Source organism: Pseudomonas sp. G5(2012) (assembly GCF_000408945.1).
Taxonomy (GTDB): Bacteria; Pseudomonadota; Gammaproteobacteria; order Pseudomonadales; family Pseudomonadaceae; genus Aquipseudomonas; species Aquipseudomonas umsongensis.
This window is the reverse complement of record NZ_APIO01000062.1, coordinates 53,449-68,750: the sequence shown is the minus strand read 5'-3', so window position 1 is coordinate 68,750 and position 15,302 is coordinate 53,449. Positions and strand designations below refer to the sequence as shown.

General features: G+C 55.7%; 14 protein-coding genes and 1 tRNA gene. All 15 read right to left on the bottom strand.

From position 1 onward, the window contains the following. Window positions 1-22: 22 nt before the first annotated feature. A complete protein-coding gene (locus PG5_RS32925) occupies window positions 23-670 on the bottom strand; it encodes a hypothetical protein (protein ID WP_020798838.1) in 648 nt (215 codons plus the stop codon). Further along, the gene (locus tag PG5_RS19505) at window positions 670-858 is read right to left on the bottom strand and encodes a hypothetical protein (RefSeq protein ID WP_042955511.1); all 189 of its coding nucleotides are present in this window, start codon (window positions 856-858) and stop codon (window positions 670-672) included. The genes PG5_RS32925 and PG5_RS19505 overlap by 1 nt, the downstream gene beginning before the upstream one ends. Continuing rightward, complete coding sequence (locus PG5_RS19500) at window positions 858-1,319, bottom strand: hypothetical protein (protein ID WP_020798836.1); 462 nt, start codon at window positions 1,317-1,319, stop codon at window positions 858-860. Before PG5_RS19500 ends, PG5_RS19505 begins: the two co-directional genes overlap by 1 nt. Before the next feature lie 404 nt (window positions 1,320-1,723). Beyond that, a complete protein-coding gene (locus PG5_RS19495; RefSeq protein WP_020798834.1) occupies window positions 1,724-2,638 on the bottom strand; it encodes a hypothetical protein in 915 nt (304 codons plus the stop codon). Further along, window positions 2,628-3,050: a hypothetical protein gene (locus PG5_RS19490; protein ID WP_042955509.1), complete on the bottom strand. Its 423-nt coding sequence runs from the start codon at window positions 3,048-3,050 to the stop codon at window positions 2,628-2,630. Before PG5_RS19490 ends, PG5_RS19495 begins: the two co-directional genes overlap by 11 nt. A 1-nt stretch (window position 3,051) precedes the next feature. Further along, window positions 3,052-3,498, bottom strand: a complete 447-nt coding sequence (locus tag PG5_RS19485) for a hypothetical protein (protein WP_042955508.1) — start codon at window positions 3,496-3,498, stop codon at window positions 3,052-3,054. 2 nt (window positions 3,499-3,500) lie between these two features. Next, window positions 3,501-3,965 carry a hypothetical protein gene (locus tag PG5_RS19480; RefSeq protein ID WP_020798831.1) on the bottom strand — a complete coding sequence of 155 codons (465 nt, stop codon included), beginning with the start codon at window positions 3,963-3,965 and terminating at the stop codon, window positions 3,501-3,503. Between the two features lie 95 nt (window positions 3,966-4,060). Then, window positions 4,061-4,453 carry a hypothetical protein gene (locus tag PG5_RS19475; protein WP_042955507.1) on the bottom strand — a complete coding sequence of 131 codons (393 nt, stop codon included), beginning with the start codon at window positions 4,451-4,453 and terminating at the stop codon, window positions 4,061-4,063. 467 nt (window positions 4,454-4,920) lie between these two features. Continuing rightward, complete coding sequence (locus PG5_RS19465) at window positions 4,921-5,208, bottom strand: hypothetical protein (protein WP_042955505.1); 288 nt, start codon at window positions 5,206-5,208, stop codon at window positions 4,921-4,923. Between the two features lie 303 nt (window positions 5,209-5,511). After that, window positions 5,512-7,671 (bottom strand): AAA family ATPase, encoded by a 2,160-nt coding sequence (locus PG5_RS19460; protein WP_020798829.1) that lies wholly within the window; start codon window positions 7,669-7,671, stop codon window positions 5,512-5,514. 233 nt (window positions 7,672-7,904) lie between these two features. Then, entirely contained in the window at window positions 7,905-8,102 is a 198-nt protein-coding gene (locus PG5_RS19455) for a hypothetical protein (protein ID WP_020798827.1), read from the bottom strand. Between the two features lie 252 nt (window positions 8,103-8,354). Next, window positions 8,355-9,371, bottom strand: a complete 1,017-nt coding sequence (locus PG5_RS32920; protein WP_020798826.1) for a site-specific integrase — start codon at window positions 9,369-9,371, stop codon at window positions 8,355-8,357. A 124-nt stretch (window positions 9,372-9,495) separates the two neighbouring features. Continuing rightward, window positions 9,496-9,572 (bottom strand) — tRNA-Ile (locus tag PG5_RS19445). Between the two features lie 13 nt (window positions 9,573-9,585). After that, window positions 9,586-13,332, bottom strand: coding sequence for a bifunctional diguanylate cyclase/phosphodiesterase (locus PG5_RS19440; RefSeq protein WP_020798825.1), 3,747 nt, complete (start codon window positions 13,330-13,332; stop codon window positions 9,586-9,588). A 120-nt stretch (window positions 13,333-13,452) separates the two neighbouring features. Continuing rightward, window positions 13,453-15,300, bottom strand: a complete 1,848-nt coding sequence (gene rpoD, locus PG5_RS19435; RefSeq protein WP_020798824.1) for an RNA polymerase sigma factor RpoD — start codon at window positions 15,298-15,300, stop codon at window positions 13,453-13,455. Window positions 15,301-15,302: the final 2 nt, after the last annotated feature.

Here is a 15,302-nt window from a genome sequence, read left to right as displayed (position 1 = left end):
AATGCTCGCGGGATGGGCGGGGCTATAGCAGCTGCTTGCGCCGAATCTCGGCGACGGTGGGTTTGCGGGTTGACGCTGGTGATCGGTCTGGAGCATAGCCTCCTTGTTCACCAGGGCCGCCCCTGTAGTTCTGAAGGGTGCACTCGCGGGTTTCCCTGACCAACGCTTGATCGACCCGTTCCTGTGGTGACAGGCTCAGCTCAGAAGCCCACTTGGCCCTGTCAGGATCGTCCACAGGGGCTTCAGGATGTTGGGTATACGGTGGCGTGGGGTTCTGCCAGCTGCACGCCTGCTGTGGCGTAACCTCGATGGTTTCCACAGGGGTGGTATCGATACCTTGATCATGGGCAGCCTTTGCCAAGGCGAACGCGACTCGTCTGCCAGCTTCCAGGTCTGACATGGTGTCGATGTTGAATTGCTGGTTTATTTGAACTTCGGGGTCGTCACGCTGCGGCGCTGGCATCAACCGCGAAAGGATCTGGGTGTAGAACACCGACTTGTTGTCGGCAGCCCATTCGACCATGGCAGCCGTACCACCGAGCATCTCGAAGGTGGCCAGGATCGAATGCGCCAGCTCGGCACTGACCAGCTGGCGCTGCTGTTTATCCAGCGATTTTTTGACCCTGCCACCGGTCTTGGGTAAGCCGGGTGGTCGTCCGGGACCGGCCATTACTCACCGTCCTCAAACAGCGTAAGGTTCACCGTGCGCAGATTTCCGTCACTGCCGTACTTGAAGTTTGCCTTGGCAGGTTTCAAGCGTTGCTCCGGCTGTTCCGCCAGCCAAGCCTGAAGATGCCGAATCAGGGCCTCGGCTTCGGACACTGGATCTCGATCAGAAAAGAAGACTTGCATGGTCATTACCTCTCGGTGCCTGGATCGTATTGTCGGGCCTGCTTCAGTTCAGGCGGCTCGATAGCAGGTGGCATCGGTGCAGTATCAATCGGCACCATCCTGACGATTTCACCGTGAGCGCCGCGTTGCACACGCCACTGCTCACCGTCCACGCTAATCACAGCGATCCGTCGCAATTCGTCGCGCTGGAAAGTGAACTCCATCGCTTTCGGTGGCTGCGTACGTGGCACGGGTGGCAGTTGTTCGAAGGTACGTGGCACGGGCTTATTGAACTGCCGGTCCAACAAGTGTTGCTGCCTTGCCCGCTCTTCGGCTTCACCGACCCGCCTTTCAACCTCTTCCGCGATCAGCTGTTCGATGGCAGCACCGAGGCCATGACCACCTTCTGGTGCAGGTGCCGGGGCTTGTTCCAGTGCCTGCCGACGAAGCATTTTTCTTTCGAGCAGTTTCAACGTTGGCGATGTCATGGTCAGCTACTCGCCGCTGAAACAGTGCCATTAAGGAGAGAGCCCCATCCCGTGCTCGTTGATATAGAAGTTACACGGTGCCAAGTGATTGCCGAAGTCCCCGACGTTGCTTGGCAAACAGCGACTACTAAATCACCGGGTTTCATGCCGACACAGTTGGGGCCGGGACTGCCAAACCCACAGCCGGTAAAAAAGCCAGCGGCCTCGACCGCCGAGTGAGTATGGGTTGACTCATAGGCGTAAATACTGCCGCCACCGTCAAAACCCGCGCTGATAATTTTCTTTACTGGGTTGCTGCTACTGCTGTAAGCCATGATTAGTTACCTCGCTTGTTGCGTTTTTCCAGACGCCGACGCTCTTTCGCCATTTGGGCGTCGATCTTTCTTACATTGGCGGGTTTCATGTCAGCCACCGTCTCTAATACGGATCAGCTCGCGATAACGACTTTGCATGCGCTCGTCCGCTAACCATTGTTTGCGGTTATTTTTCATCGCGTCGTGCATAAGATTTATCTCGTGAGCTAACTCTGCACCGCCACGGGGAATGTTATTGACCCCTACGGCCTGCCCCCATAAGCCAAGAATCACCGTAGGGTCGTTCAAAGCGTGAAGGCCGTTGTTTAAGAATTTATCAAAGTGTCTTTTTTCCACATCGCTGAGGGATTGTAAGTAGTCATCCACCATGCGGCGGTTGGCTTCGTAAGCATTGCCCCACTTGTCACGCAGAATACCCTCGGTGCGCGGTTTCATTTTTTCGTTGTAATCATATAAAGCATTGTATTCCGCATCACTCAAATCATCGGGACGACCCGAGGATGTAGTAGGGGTTGCACGTCCTTGTGCGGGCTGCGTGCCAAGCCTTTTATTCAGTTCACCCAGCAGCCAGAGGCAGTTGGATATAAATTCTTGAGACGCCCCGGCCTTTGCCATGGCATTACCGAAGCTTTCCGCAACCAGATCACCAGCCTGATCATGAAGATTGTACGAATGTCGTTTTGCTTCTCGCTGCGGGGATTTACGGGCGTTGTTTTGAAACCAGACTATTGCCGCGTTGATCGAGGACTGGGGATGGCCCAGGCGCATCAGGTCACCGGCTATTACGGCCTGGATTTCATTCAACGTCTGGTTGACTTGTTGCGGTGTGGCACCGGGGATGGCCGCGCCGAACAGTTGAAGTTGATCAGAACTGTTTTGGTTATCGGCTATCTCAGGAGTTAAAGTATCTGGCACCGAGCCCCAGTCAGGTGCTGGCGCGAGCGGTTGCGATGGCACATTCGGTGCCAGTCCACCGGGGTCGCGGATATCAAGATCATTGGCCATTTAAGTCCACCTCGCGCTGGCGAAAAGCTTGGAGTTTTTGCAGCCGATCTTGGCAAAGAGGATGAACAAAAGAGTTGTCGTTATCACGGTTCCAGATCAGTTCGCGGGGGTCGTCCTCGTCCATCAGACACAGCCGACATAGGTGTTTACCCACATCCTGTCGTAGCGGCATTGCAAGAGAGTCGACAATACGAATCTTTTGATCATGGCCGACCCAAAGAAGCGTGCCGGCCTGCCACAGCACACGCTGAAATTTGTCATCATGCAGCAAAGTAGCGATGGCACTTTTATCAGATGGCGGGATATCAGCTTTACCAACAGCCACTAAAAACTGAGAGAGAGTCAATTTGTGGGAAGTGCCCTTAAAAGCGCCGTTAATCAAGCGATAAATTTCGATTTCGAAATCGGTCATTTTATTTGCCCTCGGCTATAAGTTTTAACCTTTGCCAATACAAAGCACAGCGCGGATGCACACGTTCACCCTGGATCGGGATGCCAACCGGGTTTTTAGCTTCGACTAATTCGATGGGCGCAAAGGAACCTTCGATCAAACCGCAAAAGGAACACGCTTCGCGTGAGTTGATCAGGCGTCTGCTAGTTAAAGTTTTTGCGTCTTTCGCGTTATCCGGGAGTGCCGTACACACAAGGACATATTGTTTGTTCGTGTGGCGATAAAAAACAGTCTCCCAATCGGTCGCCAATTCCTTTTGAAATGCTTCCTTGCGCAGTATGTGAGCGATGGCGGCCTTATCCACTTCCACACCACGGAATGCCATATTGATTATACGGTCAAGTGGTGCGCGAATGGCTTGGAGGGATCTAGCCAATTGCTGGAGTGGCCGGAAAATATTTTCGCTCATGACTATTCAGCCTTGAACGCCGGATGGCTTTTAAGCGCCTCGATGCACTTTTCTTTCGATGAAGCGTCTTGGATTACCATTACATTGTCGGACAGCCGACGGGCACAGTAGCCGTTCATCTGGCTGTAAAAAATCTCAAAATTAATGAGAGCTTCGGAGCCATCAGAGATAATGCCAGGCAGCTTGCGGTAATCCAGCAACAGCATCGAGACATAACTTTGGGAGGCTTCTGTACACAACAGGTTAGCCATGGCGCTGCGGTCATCCCAAAACACCATCAGATGGGCCAGCGGGGTTAGGCGTTGCGCTACGGATAACCAATACCCCGACTCAGTAAGGACTTTCGGGTCGGTATCCCGTGGGACGAAAACAACATGCCGGACCACCCGAGCGTCTTCGAACATCATCGAGGAGGGTGCCAGTGGCTGGACTTTCCTTTTGGTTTCAGTGGCAACTTCAGCTGTCATGTTTGCGTACTCCAATTGAGTTAATTGAAGTATGTACTTAATGCGTTTTGACGCAATGGTCGTTAACTTACGTTCTAACCAGAAGCGGAAAAGATTTACATATAACCGTGTTTAATCAGCACTTTCCGCACGCTGGCGTGGCTTGGCACTTTGCTCCCATAACGTTCCGGGTGAGCGAGCAGGTGATCCCTGACCTTGCCGGTCCTTTTACACCAAGAAGAATCCATCACATCGGCATACAGCGTGGCGTTATCCAAGGCAGCCAGCACTAGGGCTTCGATGGATTGTGTGCGACAAGCTCTGGCGTGTGCATGATCCGGCGTGAGCCGTTTGATTTCAGCCTGTAGGCGTTCCAGTTCAGGTTGCTGCGCCTGATAACTGTCGAGGTAAGCCAGCACACGCGTTGCCTCAGCCGGTGGCATGTACAGCGTCACAGCGACGTTTGTGGCGTGAGTGCTGCCAACCGTAGCGTCAAGGAAGTTTTTCATAACTTAATCTCACTTTTTACACGCTGCCTTATTCCGTTATGGACTTTCGTGCCTCTCGGGACGAAGGGCGTGTCGCGGTAAGGCTCAGGCCACGCGAGTGTGTCCAATAGGGTTCTCAGTCGTTGAATCTTCATTGCCATCACCTCCTGTGCCCTCACAGGCGCTGTTTTTTCCTCGTGCTCACACATCAGGCGGCCTCGACCTCTGCGCGTTTCCTACGACGTTATGGGAGGTCGATGGGTCAAATCCTCTTCCCAAGTACCTCGTAAACGTACCTTGCTGCCTCGAAGGCCGCTGTTTCCAGGCCTGACGCACGGATTAGTTATCCATTTACGGTCATTTCCACGGCCCGTAAGCGCTCTTCGTGAGCACAAGCGCTGCGGCTTTGTCTTTGGTGTCTGCCGGTTTTTCGGGATGAAATTTCGTTTTCCCCAAATCTATTTGTACGCGTCCAATTACTGGATCTGTCATAGCAAACTCCGTTCTTGCGCTAAGCGCACTAACAGCGCGGCATAACTCTCACCAGACCGTTTGAGGGCCCTGACAGCAGACACCTGCTCAGGTGATAACCACAGATAAACCGACAGCCACCCAGCACGCCGTCTTTGCTGGCGCAAGCTGCGCATCCGTTTCGCATCTTTGGTCCGGGGCTTCGGCGCCGCCAGCACCCAGCCCATACCTAACAGCCGCTCCTGCTCCATCGGATCACTGATTGTCCTGGCCTGTGACGGGTGCACCAGCAGTTTGGGTCGCATACTCGTTACCTCCTAACACCTACCGTTTTCAGACTGATTCAACTTCGCCCCCCCCTTAGGGGGGAGGCTGCGTGAATTAGATTCCTGATTCAGCCTGATTCAGTTTCAATTCGTGAAGCTGAATCGCCTGTAAGCCACGGCTGGTGTGGCTTACAGCTCTTTTACCGCAATCTCTATTCAGTCAGATTCAGATTCAGTTTCAGCCAATTTAGGCTGAATCTGGACCCTCTGGATTCAGCCTAAATCGGCTGAAACTGAACGAGCTTTCCTGCATATATAAAGCAATTCATATATCCACCACGTCTAAAGAAGATCCTCACGGGCGCGCCTTTTACCCCCCGGTGCGCCACTCAATTCGGCCAAGCCCTCGACACCCAACCGGGTCAGCTTCAGCGGATAACCCAGTTCGAGCAGCTTGTACTCCCGCAATGCTTTGAGGACGCTGTTTATGGTCCCCACGGATACACCACACGGTTTGACCAGATCCTCCTGTTTCGTCCCTGGTATGGCGTTGATGGTTAGCAGCAGCGTTTCCATAAAACGGCGCCGACCCATTGAACGCCCACTGGCAAGGTCGGGGTACTTGCTGTAGAAACGGATGGCGCGCAGCTCTGGGGCATCTTCGCCGGTTGGCACAAGCACGGCGGTGGTCAGTTCGCCGATGTCGTTGCCGTGGTTGTCGTAATCCCTGCCGATCACCACTTCCTTTAACCGCATCGTCAGCGGCGGCGGTAATTTCATGCCGCGCTGTTTCATGGGTTTATAAATAAAAACGTCACCTTCCAGTTTGCAATAATTGTTGGACGTTGGGTTTTTACGAATCACCGACGAACCGCGCTCGCGGTCCTTATTTTCAAGTCCGTTATGGTGCGGGATGTTAACCGAGGCATCGCCGCGTAATTCATCAAGCCTTTTAAGGAATACGCGCATATCGGTAGCGCTGTTTTCTTCAAGGTCGCCGCTGTTGCAGGAAAGCGTATCGATGGTGAAATCAGGATGAATTCCGTATTTTTCGATGTCGGTTTTAATTTGGGTTTTTATCTTGGTCACCTCATCCGCCAGTGAAAAATCATAAGCACAGGTGGATATGCGCAGTGGTAGGGCTTTGATATCTATTCCCCACACCTCGCAGTAGCCACGCACCATCTGCGTAACACCGACGGCATCTTCACCGGCGACGATGCGTTGCGGTCTTGGATCATAGATATCCATGCCCATCCATTTAAAGCCGGGCTCAAGTACCGCTTGCGCCTTGGCGACAGCAAGCCCGACCACGAAGGTCGTTTTGCAGTGCCCTGAGTCGCCATACATAATATTGATCGCGCCCTTGAGAAAGTGCCTGCCCACGGCGTAACGCGCCGTCTGTGGTTTTTCCATCCATTCGCCAATAGTGGGCATGTAGTAATCATCGGGCGCTTCGGTACTGGCCGAATCAGCATTGACCGGCTCTTTATCTGGAACGTCGACAACTTTCCACAATGGGTTGGCGTAGATTTTCGCGAGTTTTCCTTTGGTTGATCCATTAAACGCCACGGCTAACTCCCGGTTGGCGAATTCCATTGCCTTTTCCGGGTTGTTATTTCGATGATCGAGCAAGTAGAGCCAAAGGACAGGTTTTTGCGTCAGCGTGGCGAAAATATCCTCTTGGCTAAAGTTTCCCTTGATGTAATCAATCAACCAAACCAGCAGTTTGTTCACTGCCTTGTCACGGTCAATTTCCGGTTGGCCGACACCGGCCAGCAGCTTGGCGATAAGCTCGCGATCCTCGGTGTTTCGACCGGGCTCCAGCGCGTCCAGATCAATGGGCGTGCCGTCGCCGACGATGATAGGCGCTGGTGCATCGCTGTCGTCTTCCTTGCGCTTGAGCAGCCCTTGCAGCTCGGCAATGGCAGGGTGGTCGTGGGCGAGGTGGGCGATAGGCTTGACTGGTCCATCGGGGTGAAAGGTAAGGGTCAGGAAGCGCGCGGCAGCACCAAAGTAGATTTCGCAGTGGTCGCAACCACCGGGATGTGCTTTGGCGCTGTCCTGATACCCGGCCAGATCTTTGGTGGACACCCAAACGAAGGCTCGCTTGCCTGTACCGCTGGGTGATATTTCCGAGTAAGTATCTAGCGCTTCCAGCAGCTCCATAGGCCCGGTCACATCATCAAAGTCAAAACCCACCAGCGTTTCGCCGTCAACTTCGATGCCACCGGTAAACACCAGACCGATACCGGAAAGGTCACGTCCGGTGGCAACCTGGGCAATTTCCAGCATCGGCCCCCAATGCGTTGGATCAGCAGTAGAAAGTTTACTGGCGCCATCGTGGGGGATTTTGTCCCACTTTTCCCGCTTTGGATTCCACACTGCCACGTAACCAACAAAACGGGGTAAAGCCGCAAGTTCCTGAAACATATCTATCGCTTCGGGAAGCATTGGCGGCGGTGCCCATTCGGGTGTTGCTAATTCTGTTTCTGCGTTCATGTACAGCCCCCGTATTGCTAAGTAAGCAGCCGGGGTTTATATTGACCTCGGTGCGTTCATCACCACCCCTAAAACCTTCCGCGTTACTCTTTTGGCGTGGAAGGTTTTTTATTGCCGGCATTTAGCTTTATTTATCGAGTGCAACTCCGCTTCGGTGAAGTAGTGTCGATAAAGAATTATCACCGCCGTACCTGTTTCGGTCGTGTCGTGTTTCTTTAAATGCTTGTTCCCGTTCATGCTTTACGGCTCAGCAGATAATCGACAAATTTTTCCAGAGCAAACGCAAACTCATTACCGAAACGCAGAACAGCGCCGGACTCGGACAGTCCGTTGGTTTGCCGATTGCGCAGGAGATAGCTAAGTGTTTTCGGCTTCAGGCCAGGATTGGCTTCAAGCAGTTGCTTGCGCGAAACGATAGTCACTGTGTTCATCGTTGAGACTCCACGCAGGTTTTAGTAAGGCACAACTACTTAATACAACTAAACCGAAAGTCAGGCAAACATCGGGGGTGTGGATAACTAGAGTAACTAGTTGGTAGGCAGTGGATAACTTAATCTTAATTGAGACGAATAATAACTGTAGAGAATTCTGCTGGTAACAACTCTTCAAATGAAAAAATCTGCTAGAGCAATCGGCATGACTAGCAGATTTTGCTAATCATGCCGTCTGTCTAAATCAGGCGTTTATTTCAACCTCCTGAATACCTCAGCCATCGCTTTCTCGGCGGCGGCTTGCTTGGTCTTGATGCTGAGGTGGGCGTAGCGTGCCGTCGATTGCTGGCTGCGGTGTCCGAGGATCTGCCCGACCGTATACAGGTCGGTGCCAGCGTTGATCAACTGCGTGGCCGCGTCGTGCCGAAGGTCGTGAAACCTGAACGCCTTGAGCCCCGCTGCCTTCAGTGCTTTGTTCCAGTGCTTGCGAAAACACAGCGGTTTCTCGCCATCAGCGCGACCGAACACCAGCCCCTTCGCCTTCCTATGCAGCATCAGCGCGGCAATCGCTGGTGCCGGAAACACCAAGACACGGGGGTCGCCGTTTTTCGTGATGGGGAGCGTGGCCGTGCGTTTCTTCAGGTCGATACCTTCCCAGCGCAATGACTGTAATTCACCCAGGCGCGCACCGGTGGTCATTGCCAGTGTGACCAACAGCTTCAGCAGCGGCCACTCGGATTTATCGCATGCAGCGAGCAGCGCCTTGCGCTCATCGTCGTCGAGGAAGCGAATGCGAGCGTTATTTTCGGTTTTGCTGCTGATGGTCTTGGCCGGGTTGGTTGCGACGTACTCTTCGTCGACGGCGAACTGAAACAGTGCGGACCAAGCAGCTTTGCGCCGATTCACAGTGGCAGGTGCACGACCCTTGGCATAAGACTTGAGGTCAGCCTTGATCAGGCTTTCGGTGATATCGAGCAGACGTTCTTCACCGTAGGCATCAGTCAGTGCCTGGACGCGACCTTTGCGCGAGATGTCGCGCCCCGTCCACGCTTCCATGTACAGCTCGGCCAGTTTTTCGAGGGTGATTTTGGCTTTGGGATTACCGAGAGCTTCAAGGCGCTGATTATCACGCAGCAGTTCGTTGGCCCAGGTTGAGGCGTCTTTCTTGAGCGTAAAGGTCTTGGTGCTGATCAGGCGGTCGCCGGAGCGAATTACCGCCTTGTAGCGGGTTCCCGACTGGCGGGTGAGTTTGACGAAAGTGACGTGCATGGCTGAACTCCCAAGGCCCGGATGGGCCTAGATAGTCGAACGGGAGGACGTACCTTTTCCCGTACCTTGCACGCTTTCGGTTGTTGCGACATCGTGGGTAAACCCTTGATGCTCCTGACAATTCTGGTGGGCCCACACGGACTTGAACCGTGGACCAAAGGATTATGAGTCCTCTGCTCTAACCAACTGAGCTATAGGCCCCATTGGTCGCGGATTATAGCGATGGTTTCGCGGCTGTGCTATCCGAAAAATCCATTACTGCTGTACGAAGAAACGTCGCGGCGAATTCGTCAGGGGGCAGGGGCAGGCTGACGATGTAGCCTTGGATCTGCTCACAGCCTTCGGCAGCCAGGAATTGCTGCTGCGCCTGGGTTTCGACGCCTTCGGCGATGACCGTGAATTGCATGCTTCGACCGAGCGCGATAATGGCGCGCACGATAGCGGCGTCGTGGGGGTCGTCCGGCAAGCCGCGGACGAAGGACTGGTCGATCTTGAGTATGTCCAGCGGCAGGCGCTTGAGGTAACTCAGCGAGGAGTACCCGGTGCCGAAGTCGTCGATCGCCAATTGCACACCCAGATGCTTGAGTTGGTGCAGCACGGCGAGCGCTTCTTCGGCCTGGCTCATGATGAAGTTTTCGGTGATCTCCAGTTGCAGGCAACCGGGATTGAGGCGGTTGTCCTTGAGCAGTTGTTCGATTCGCCCCAAAAGATTCGGTTGGCGCAGCTGGGCACCGGCGAGGTTGACCGACAGTGGGCCGAGGCCTTCGTACATCTGGTTCCATTCGAACATCTGCCGGCAGGCGGTCTCGAGTACCCAGTCGCCTATCTGCAGGATCATGCCGTTTTCTTCGGCAAGTGAGATGAAGTGTTCGGGCGGCACTTCGCCGAAGGTCGGATGACGCCAGCGAATCAGCGCTTCGGCCCCCACCAGGCGATAGTCGTCGAGGCTGATCTTGGGTTGGTAGCACAGGTGCAGTTCATTGCGCTCGATGGCGCGTCGCAGTTCGTGCTCCAGCGCCACACGCTCGCTGGCTTGAGCGGTGAGGTCGCAGGTATAGCTTTCTACGCGGTTACGGCCTTTGGCCTTGGAGCGGTACATCGCTGCGTCGGCGTTTTTGATCAGCGTGGCTACGTCACTGCCATCCTTGGGGTAGAGGCTGGTGCCGATGCTGGAGCTGATGAAAAACTCATGCTCACCCGCCTGGAACGGCGCGGTAAAGCAATTGAGCAGCTTGGTGGCGATGTTGTCGGCGTCGCTGGGTTGCTGCAGGCCCGGGAGCAGGATGATGAATTCGTCGCCGCCCAGGCGCGCGACAGTGTCGATGTCTCGCAACTGCTCCTTGAGACGCACGGCAATCCCCTTGAGCAAAAGATCGCCGACCGGGTGACCGAGGCTGTCATTGATGTGTTTGAAACGGTCCAGATCCAGGAACAGCACTGCGCCCTGACCGCCGTTTTCCTTCTGGTGATTCAGCGCGTTGAGCAGGCGACTTTCGAACAACGTGCGGTTTGGCAGACCGGTCAGCGGGTCGTGGTGAGCCTGGTAGTCCAGTTTGGCCTGGGCGTGCTTGAGGCTGGAGATGTCGGCGAACACAGCCACGAAGTGCGTGATGAAGTTGTTACGATTTCGTACGGCGCTAATGGTCAACCAGCTGGGATAGAGTTCGCCATTTTTGCGTCGGTTGGAAATCTCGCCTTGCCAATGACCTTCGTCGGTCAGTTGATGCCACATGGCCGCGTAGAACGCACTGTCATGCAGGCCCGAGGCAAGCAGGCGCGGGGTGTGCCCCAGTGCTTCGCTTTCGCTGTAGCCGGTGATTTCGGTAAAGGCGCGGTTGACCGCACTGATGTGCTGCTGGGTATCGGTGATCAACACGCCCTCTGCGGTGCTCTCGAATACCGTCGCGGCCTGCTGCAGTTTTTCCTGCATCAGGTGGCGTTCGGTGATGTCCCGGGCGATGGTCAGCATGCAGTCGTCGTCACCGATCGGTAGCGGACGGCTGGAGACTTCGCAGAGGCGGATCTGCCCATCGCTGCGGCGGATATGGCAGCTGAAATCGCGGACGAAACCATCCCGGTGCAACAGGTCGAGCATTTGTTTGCGCTCGTTGAGGTTGACCCAGATCCCCAGGTCAAGGGCTGAGCGATCCACCGACATCGCGCTGTTGAAGCCGGTAATGCGGCTGAACCCCTCGTTGACCTCCAACAGCAGGCCATCGCTCTGGCGCGACAGCAGCAAGCCGTCGGGGGAGGCGTGGAAGGCCTTGGCGAACTTTTCTTCGGAGGTTTGCAGTTGTTGCTGGGTTTCCTTGAGCTGGGTGATGTCTCGCACCACGACGACCAGCGCCGGGGTGGTATCGAGGTCGAAGGGCTCGGCCGAGATCAGGCCGGTGAACACCTGGCCATTGCTGCGACGAAAGGGCATCTCCAGGTTTCGAATGCTGCCGGCCTGCAAGCGCTGCAGCAGCCCGGGCCCGACACCCGGAATACCCCAGATGTTCAAGTCGGTGGCAGTCTGGCCGATTACGTCTTCGGCCTTTAGGCCGATCTGTTCTTCGAACGCATCGTTGACCTCCAGCAGGCAACCGTCACTCAGGCGTGCGATCACCAGGATGTCTGGGCACTGCTGGAACACCGAGGCAAACTTCTGTTCAGACAAGCGCAGTGCTTCTTCGGTGCGTTTGGTCTCGCTGATGTCGATCATCAAGCCGCGCATCACCGGCTCATGACCGTGTTCGATCAGGCTGACGATGTCGCGGACCCAGATGCAACGACCGTCAGCGGTGATGACCCGGTAATCGAGAGTGTGGTCACGCCCGGCCAACACTTCGTGGTCGCAGAAACTCTGCGCGCGGGTGAGGTCGGCGGGGTGGATGATGTTGCGCCAGAAGCCTGGGATCAGCCAATGCGACAAGGGGTAACCGAGCAGGTCTTCGGCGTGGGGCGACACGTAGCTGTAGGTGAAGTCGCTCATCCGCGCTTCCCAGGCGATGGCCGAAAGGCTTTCCACCAGCCCGCGGTAGTGGTATTCGCTGCTGCGCAGTTCCTGCTCCAGGTTGACCCTGCGGGCGATTTCCGAGCTCAAGCGGCGGTTGACGCGGATCACGGCGGCGAGCACGGCGATCAGTAAAAGTAGCCCAGGCAAGCCGTAGACCAATAGATCGGACCAGAATGTTCGATGATCCAGTACGTTGCCGACCCAATGTTCCTGGATCGAACTGATTTCAGCAGGTGTCATGTCGGCGAGGACTTTATCCAGAATGCCGACCAGCATTTTGTTGTCACGGGGTACACCCATTGCCAACTGGTAGCGGTAGGGGGTTTCGCCGCTGACGTACAGCCCGTCGAGTTTGAGCTGGCGCAGACTCCAGACGCTGGAAGCGAGATCGCCTACCACGGCGTCTACTTCATCGGTAGCCAGCGCCTGTAAAGCGGAGCTGACATTGGGCATCGCCACCAGGTTCAAATCGGGATGGTGGGTGCGCAACAGTTCGTGAGGTGCGTAGTTTTCCACTACGGCGATTTTTAGCCCGTACAGGTCTTTGAGTTTGCGCGGTTGGGCGCCTCCGACGTGCGCCAGGATGACGATCGGGAAGTCCAGGTAGGGACGGGTGAATGACAGGTAGGCCTGGCGTTCCGGGGTCGACATGATGCCCGGCAAAAGGTCCAGCTTGCCTTGCTTGGCCTGGTCCAGTACCACCGTCCAGCTCACGGGCTCAATGGGCGTGAGCTTGATGGCCAGCCGCTGGCGAATACGGTCGATATAGTCTGCAGCAAGGCCCTGGTAACGCCCCTGGTCGTCGCGAAACTCAAAGGGCGGCCAGGATGCATCGACACCCAGGCGCAGGTCCGGATGGGCCGCCAGCCAGCTACGTTCTTCGTCAGTGAGAGTCAGCGCGCCAGCCGTTGCGGTCCAGGTCATCAGCGACAGCAAAAAACACACGGTCGGCAGTCTGGGCATAACGGTCTCGTTATGGCTCGGGGAATGTTTCGAGTGTAGACGGGCAAATCGGCGGGTGGGGTGGAGCGGGGGAATTATCTGCAAAAACAAAACCCCCGGCCTGGGCCGGGGGTTCTGGTATCACTCGTCGAGGAAGGAGCGCAGATGCTCGCTTCTCGTCGGATGGCGCAGCTTGCGCAACGCCTTGGCTTCGATCTGACGAATCCGTTCGCGGGTAACGTCGAACTGCTTACCAACTTCCTCGAGGGTGTGGTCGGTATTCATGTCGATACCGAAGCGCATGCGCAGTACCTTGGCTTCACGGGCAGTAAGGCCGGACAGCACTTCGCGAGTCGCTTCCTTAAGGCTCTCAACGGTTGCAACATCGATTGGCGACTGCATGGTCGAGTCTTCGATGAAGTCACCCAGATGGGAGTCTTCGTCATCACCGATCGGGGTTTCCATGGAGATCGGCTCTTTTGCAATCTTCAATACCTTGCGGATCTTGTCCTCAGGCATTTCCATGCGTTCACCCAGCTCTTCCGGGGTCGGTTCGCGACCCATTTCCTGCAACATCTGGCGGGAAATGCGGTTGAGCTTGTTGATCGTCTCGATCATGTGCACCGGAATACGGATGGTGCGGGCCTGGTCGGCGATCGAGCGAGTGATCGCCTGACGGATCCACCAGGTGGCATAAGTCGAGAATTTGTAGCCGCGGCGGTATTCGAACTTGTCTACCGCTTTCATCAGGCCGATGTTGCCTTCCTGGATCAGGTCGAGGAACTGCAGGCCACGGTTGGTGTACTTCTTGGCGATGGAGATCACCAGACGCAAGTTCGCTTCGACCATCTCTTTCTTCGCGCGGCGGGCCTTGGCCTCACCGATCGACATGCGACGGTTGATGTCCTTGATCTCGGCGATCGTCAAACCGGTTTCGGTTTCCAGCGCGGTCAGCTTCTGCTGGCAACGAATGATATCCGGCTGCACGCGACCGATGGCTTCAGCGTATTTGCTTTTGCCTTTGGCCAGTGCATCGCTCCAGCTTTCGTCGACTTCGTTGCCCGGGAACTGGCGCAGGAAGTCGGCACGCGGCATGCGTGCATCACGAACGCAGAGCTGCATGATTGCACGCTCTTGCTGGCGCAGACGATCCAGGGCACTGCGCACACGCTCGACCAGGCCTTCGAATTGCTTCGGAACCAGTTTGATCGGCATGAACAGGTCGGACAGGGCCAACAGCTCGGCAATCGCCAGCTTGTTGTGGCGACCGTGCTTTTTCAGCGCCTTGCGGGTGATTTCCATCTGATCGGCGACAGCACCAAAGCGCTGGGCGGCGATGATGGGATCCGGACCGCTTTCGGCTTCTTCTTCGTCATCGGAAGCTTCGGCGTCATCGTCGTCGGAATCGTCATCCGCTTTCGCGGTCTTGGTGTCGATCGGCGGCGGAACCTCCGCAGCAGGCGGCGCAATACCGTCGTCCGGGTCGATATAACCGCTCAGGACGTCGGACAGGCGGCCACCTTCGGTGGTAACGCGAGTGTATTCGGAGAGAATATGATCAACCGTGCCAGGGAAGTGCGCGATTGCGCTCATCACTTCACGGATACCCTCTTCAATACGCTTGGCGATTTCAATTTCGCCTTCACGCGTGAGGAGCTCGACCGTACCCATTTCGCGCATGTACATGCGCACTGGGTCAGTGGTGCGACCGATATCGGTCTCCACCGCTGCCAACGCGGCGGCGGCTTCTTCCGCAGCGGCCTCGTCGGTATCGGCGTCGGCCAACATAAGGGCGTCCGCATCCGGAGCACTCTCGTGTACGGGGATCCCCATGTCGTTAATCATGCGGATGATGTCTTCCACCTGCTCTGGATCTGAAATATCCTCGGGCAGGTGGTCGTTGACCTCGGCGTAAGTCAGATACTTCTGCTCACGACCCAGTTTGATCAACTCAATAATACGAGACTGCTGTTGCGCTTTTCCGGACATAA

Excerpts from the sequence above, each read along its gene's own strand:
- PG5_RS19465 (WP_042955505.1), bottom strand. The coding sequence starts at position 5,208 with ATGCGACCCAAACTGCTGGTGCACCCGTCACAGGCCAGGACAATCAGT.
- PG5_RS32920 (WP_020798826.1), bottom strand. The coding sequence starts at position 9,371 with ATGCACGTCACTTTCGTCAAACTCACCCGCCAGTCGGGAACCCGCTAC.
- PG5_RS19490 (WP_042955509.1), bottom strand. The coding sequence starts at position 3,050 with ATGACCGATTTCGAAATCGAAATTTATCGCTTGATTAACGGCGCTTTT.
- PG5_RS19440 (WP_020798825.1), bottom strand. The coding sequence starts at position 13,332 with ATGCCCAGACTGCCGACCGTGTGTTTTTTGCTGTCGCTGATGACCTGG.
- PG5_RS19505 (WP_042955511.1), bottom strand. The coding sequence starts at position 858 with ATGACCATGCAAGTCTTCTTTTCTGATCGAGATCCAGTGTCCGAAGCC.
- rpoD (WP_020798824.1), bottom strand. The coding sequence starts at position 15,300 with ATGTCCGGAAAAGCGCAACAGCAGTCTCGTATTATTGAGTTGATCAAA.
- PG5_RS19475 (WP_042955507.1), bottom strand. The coding sequence starts at position 4,453 with ATGAAAAACTTCCTTGACGCTACGGTTGGCAGCACTCACGCCACAAAC.
- PG5_RS19485 (WP_042955508.1), bottom strand. The coding sequence starts at position 3,498 with ATGAGCGAAAATATTTTCCGGCCACTCCAGCAATTGGCTAGATCCCTC.
- PG5_RS19495 (WP_020798834.1), bottom strand. The coding sequence starts at position 2,638 with ATGGCCAATGATCTTGATATCCGCGACCCCGGTGGACTGGCACCGAAT.
- PG5_RS19455 (WP_020798827.1), bottom strand. The coding sequence starts at position 8,102 with ATGAACACAGTGACTATCGTTTCGCGCAAGCAACTGCTTGAAGCCAAT.
- PG5_RS19500 (WP_020798836.1), bottom strand. The coding sequence starts at position 1,319 with ATGACATCGCCAACGTTGAAACTGCTCGAAAGAAAAATGCTTCGTCGG.
- PG5_RS19460 (WP_020798829.1), bottom strand. The coding sequence starts at position 7,671 with ATGAACGCAGAAACAGAATTAGCAACACCCGAATGGGCACCGCCGCCA.
- PG5_RS19480 (WP_020798831.1), bottom strand. The coding sequence starts at position 3,965 with ATGACAGCTGAAGTTGCCACTGAAACCAAAAGGAAAGTCCAGCCACTG.
- PG5_RS32925 (WP_020798838.1), bottom strand. The coding sequence starts at position 670 with ATGGCCGGTCCCGGACGACCACCCGGCTTACCCAAGACCGGTGGCAGG.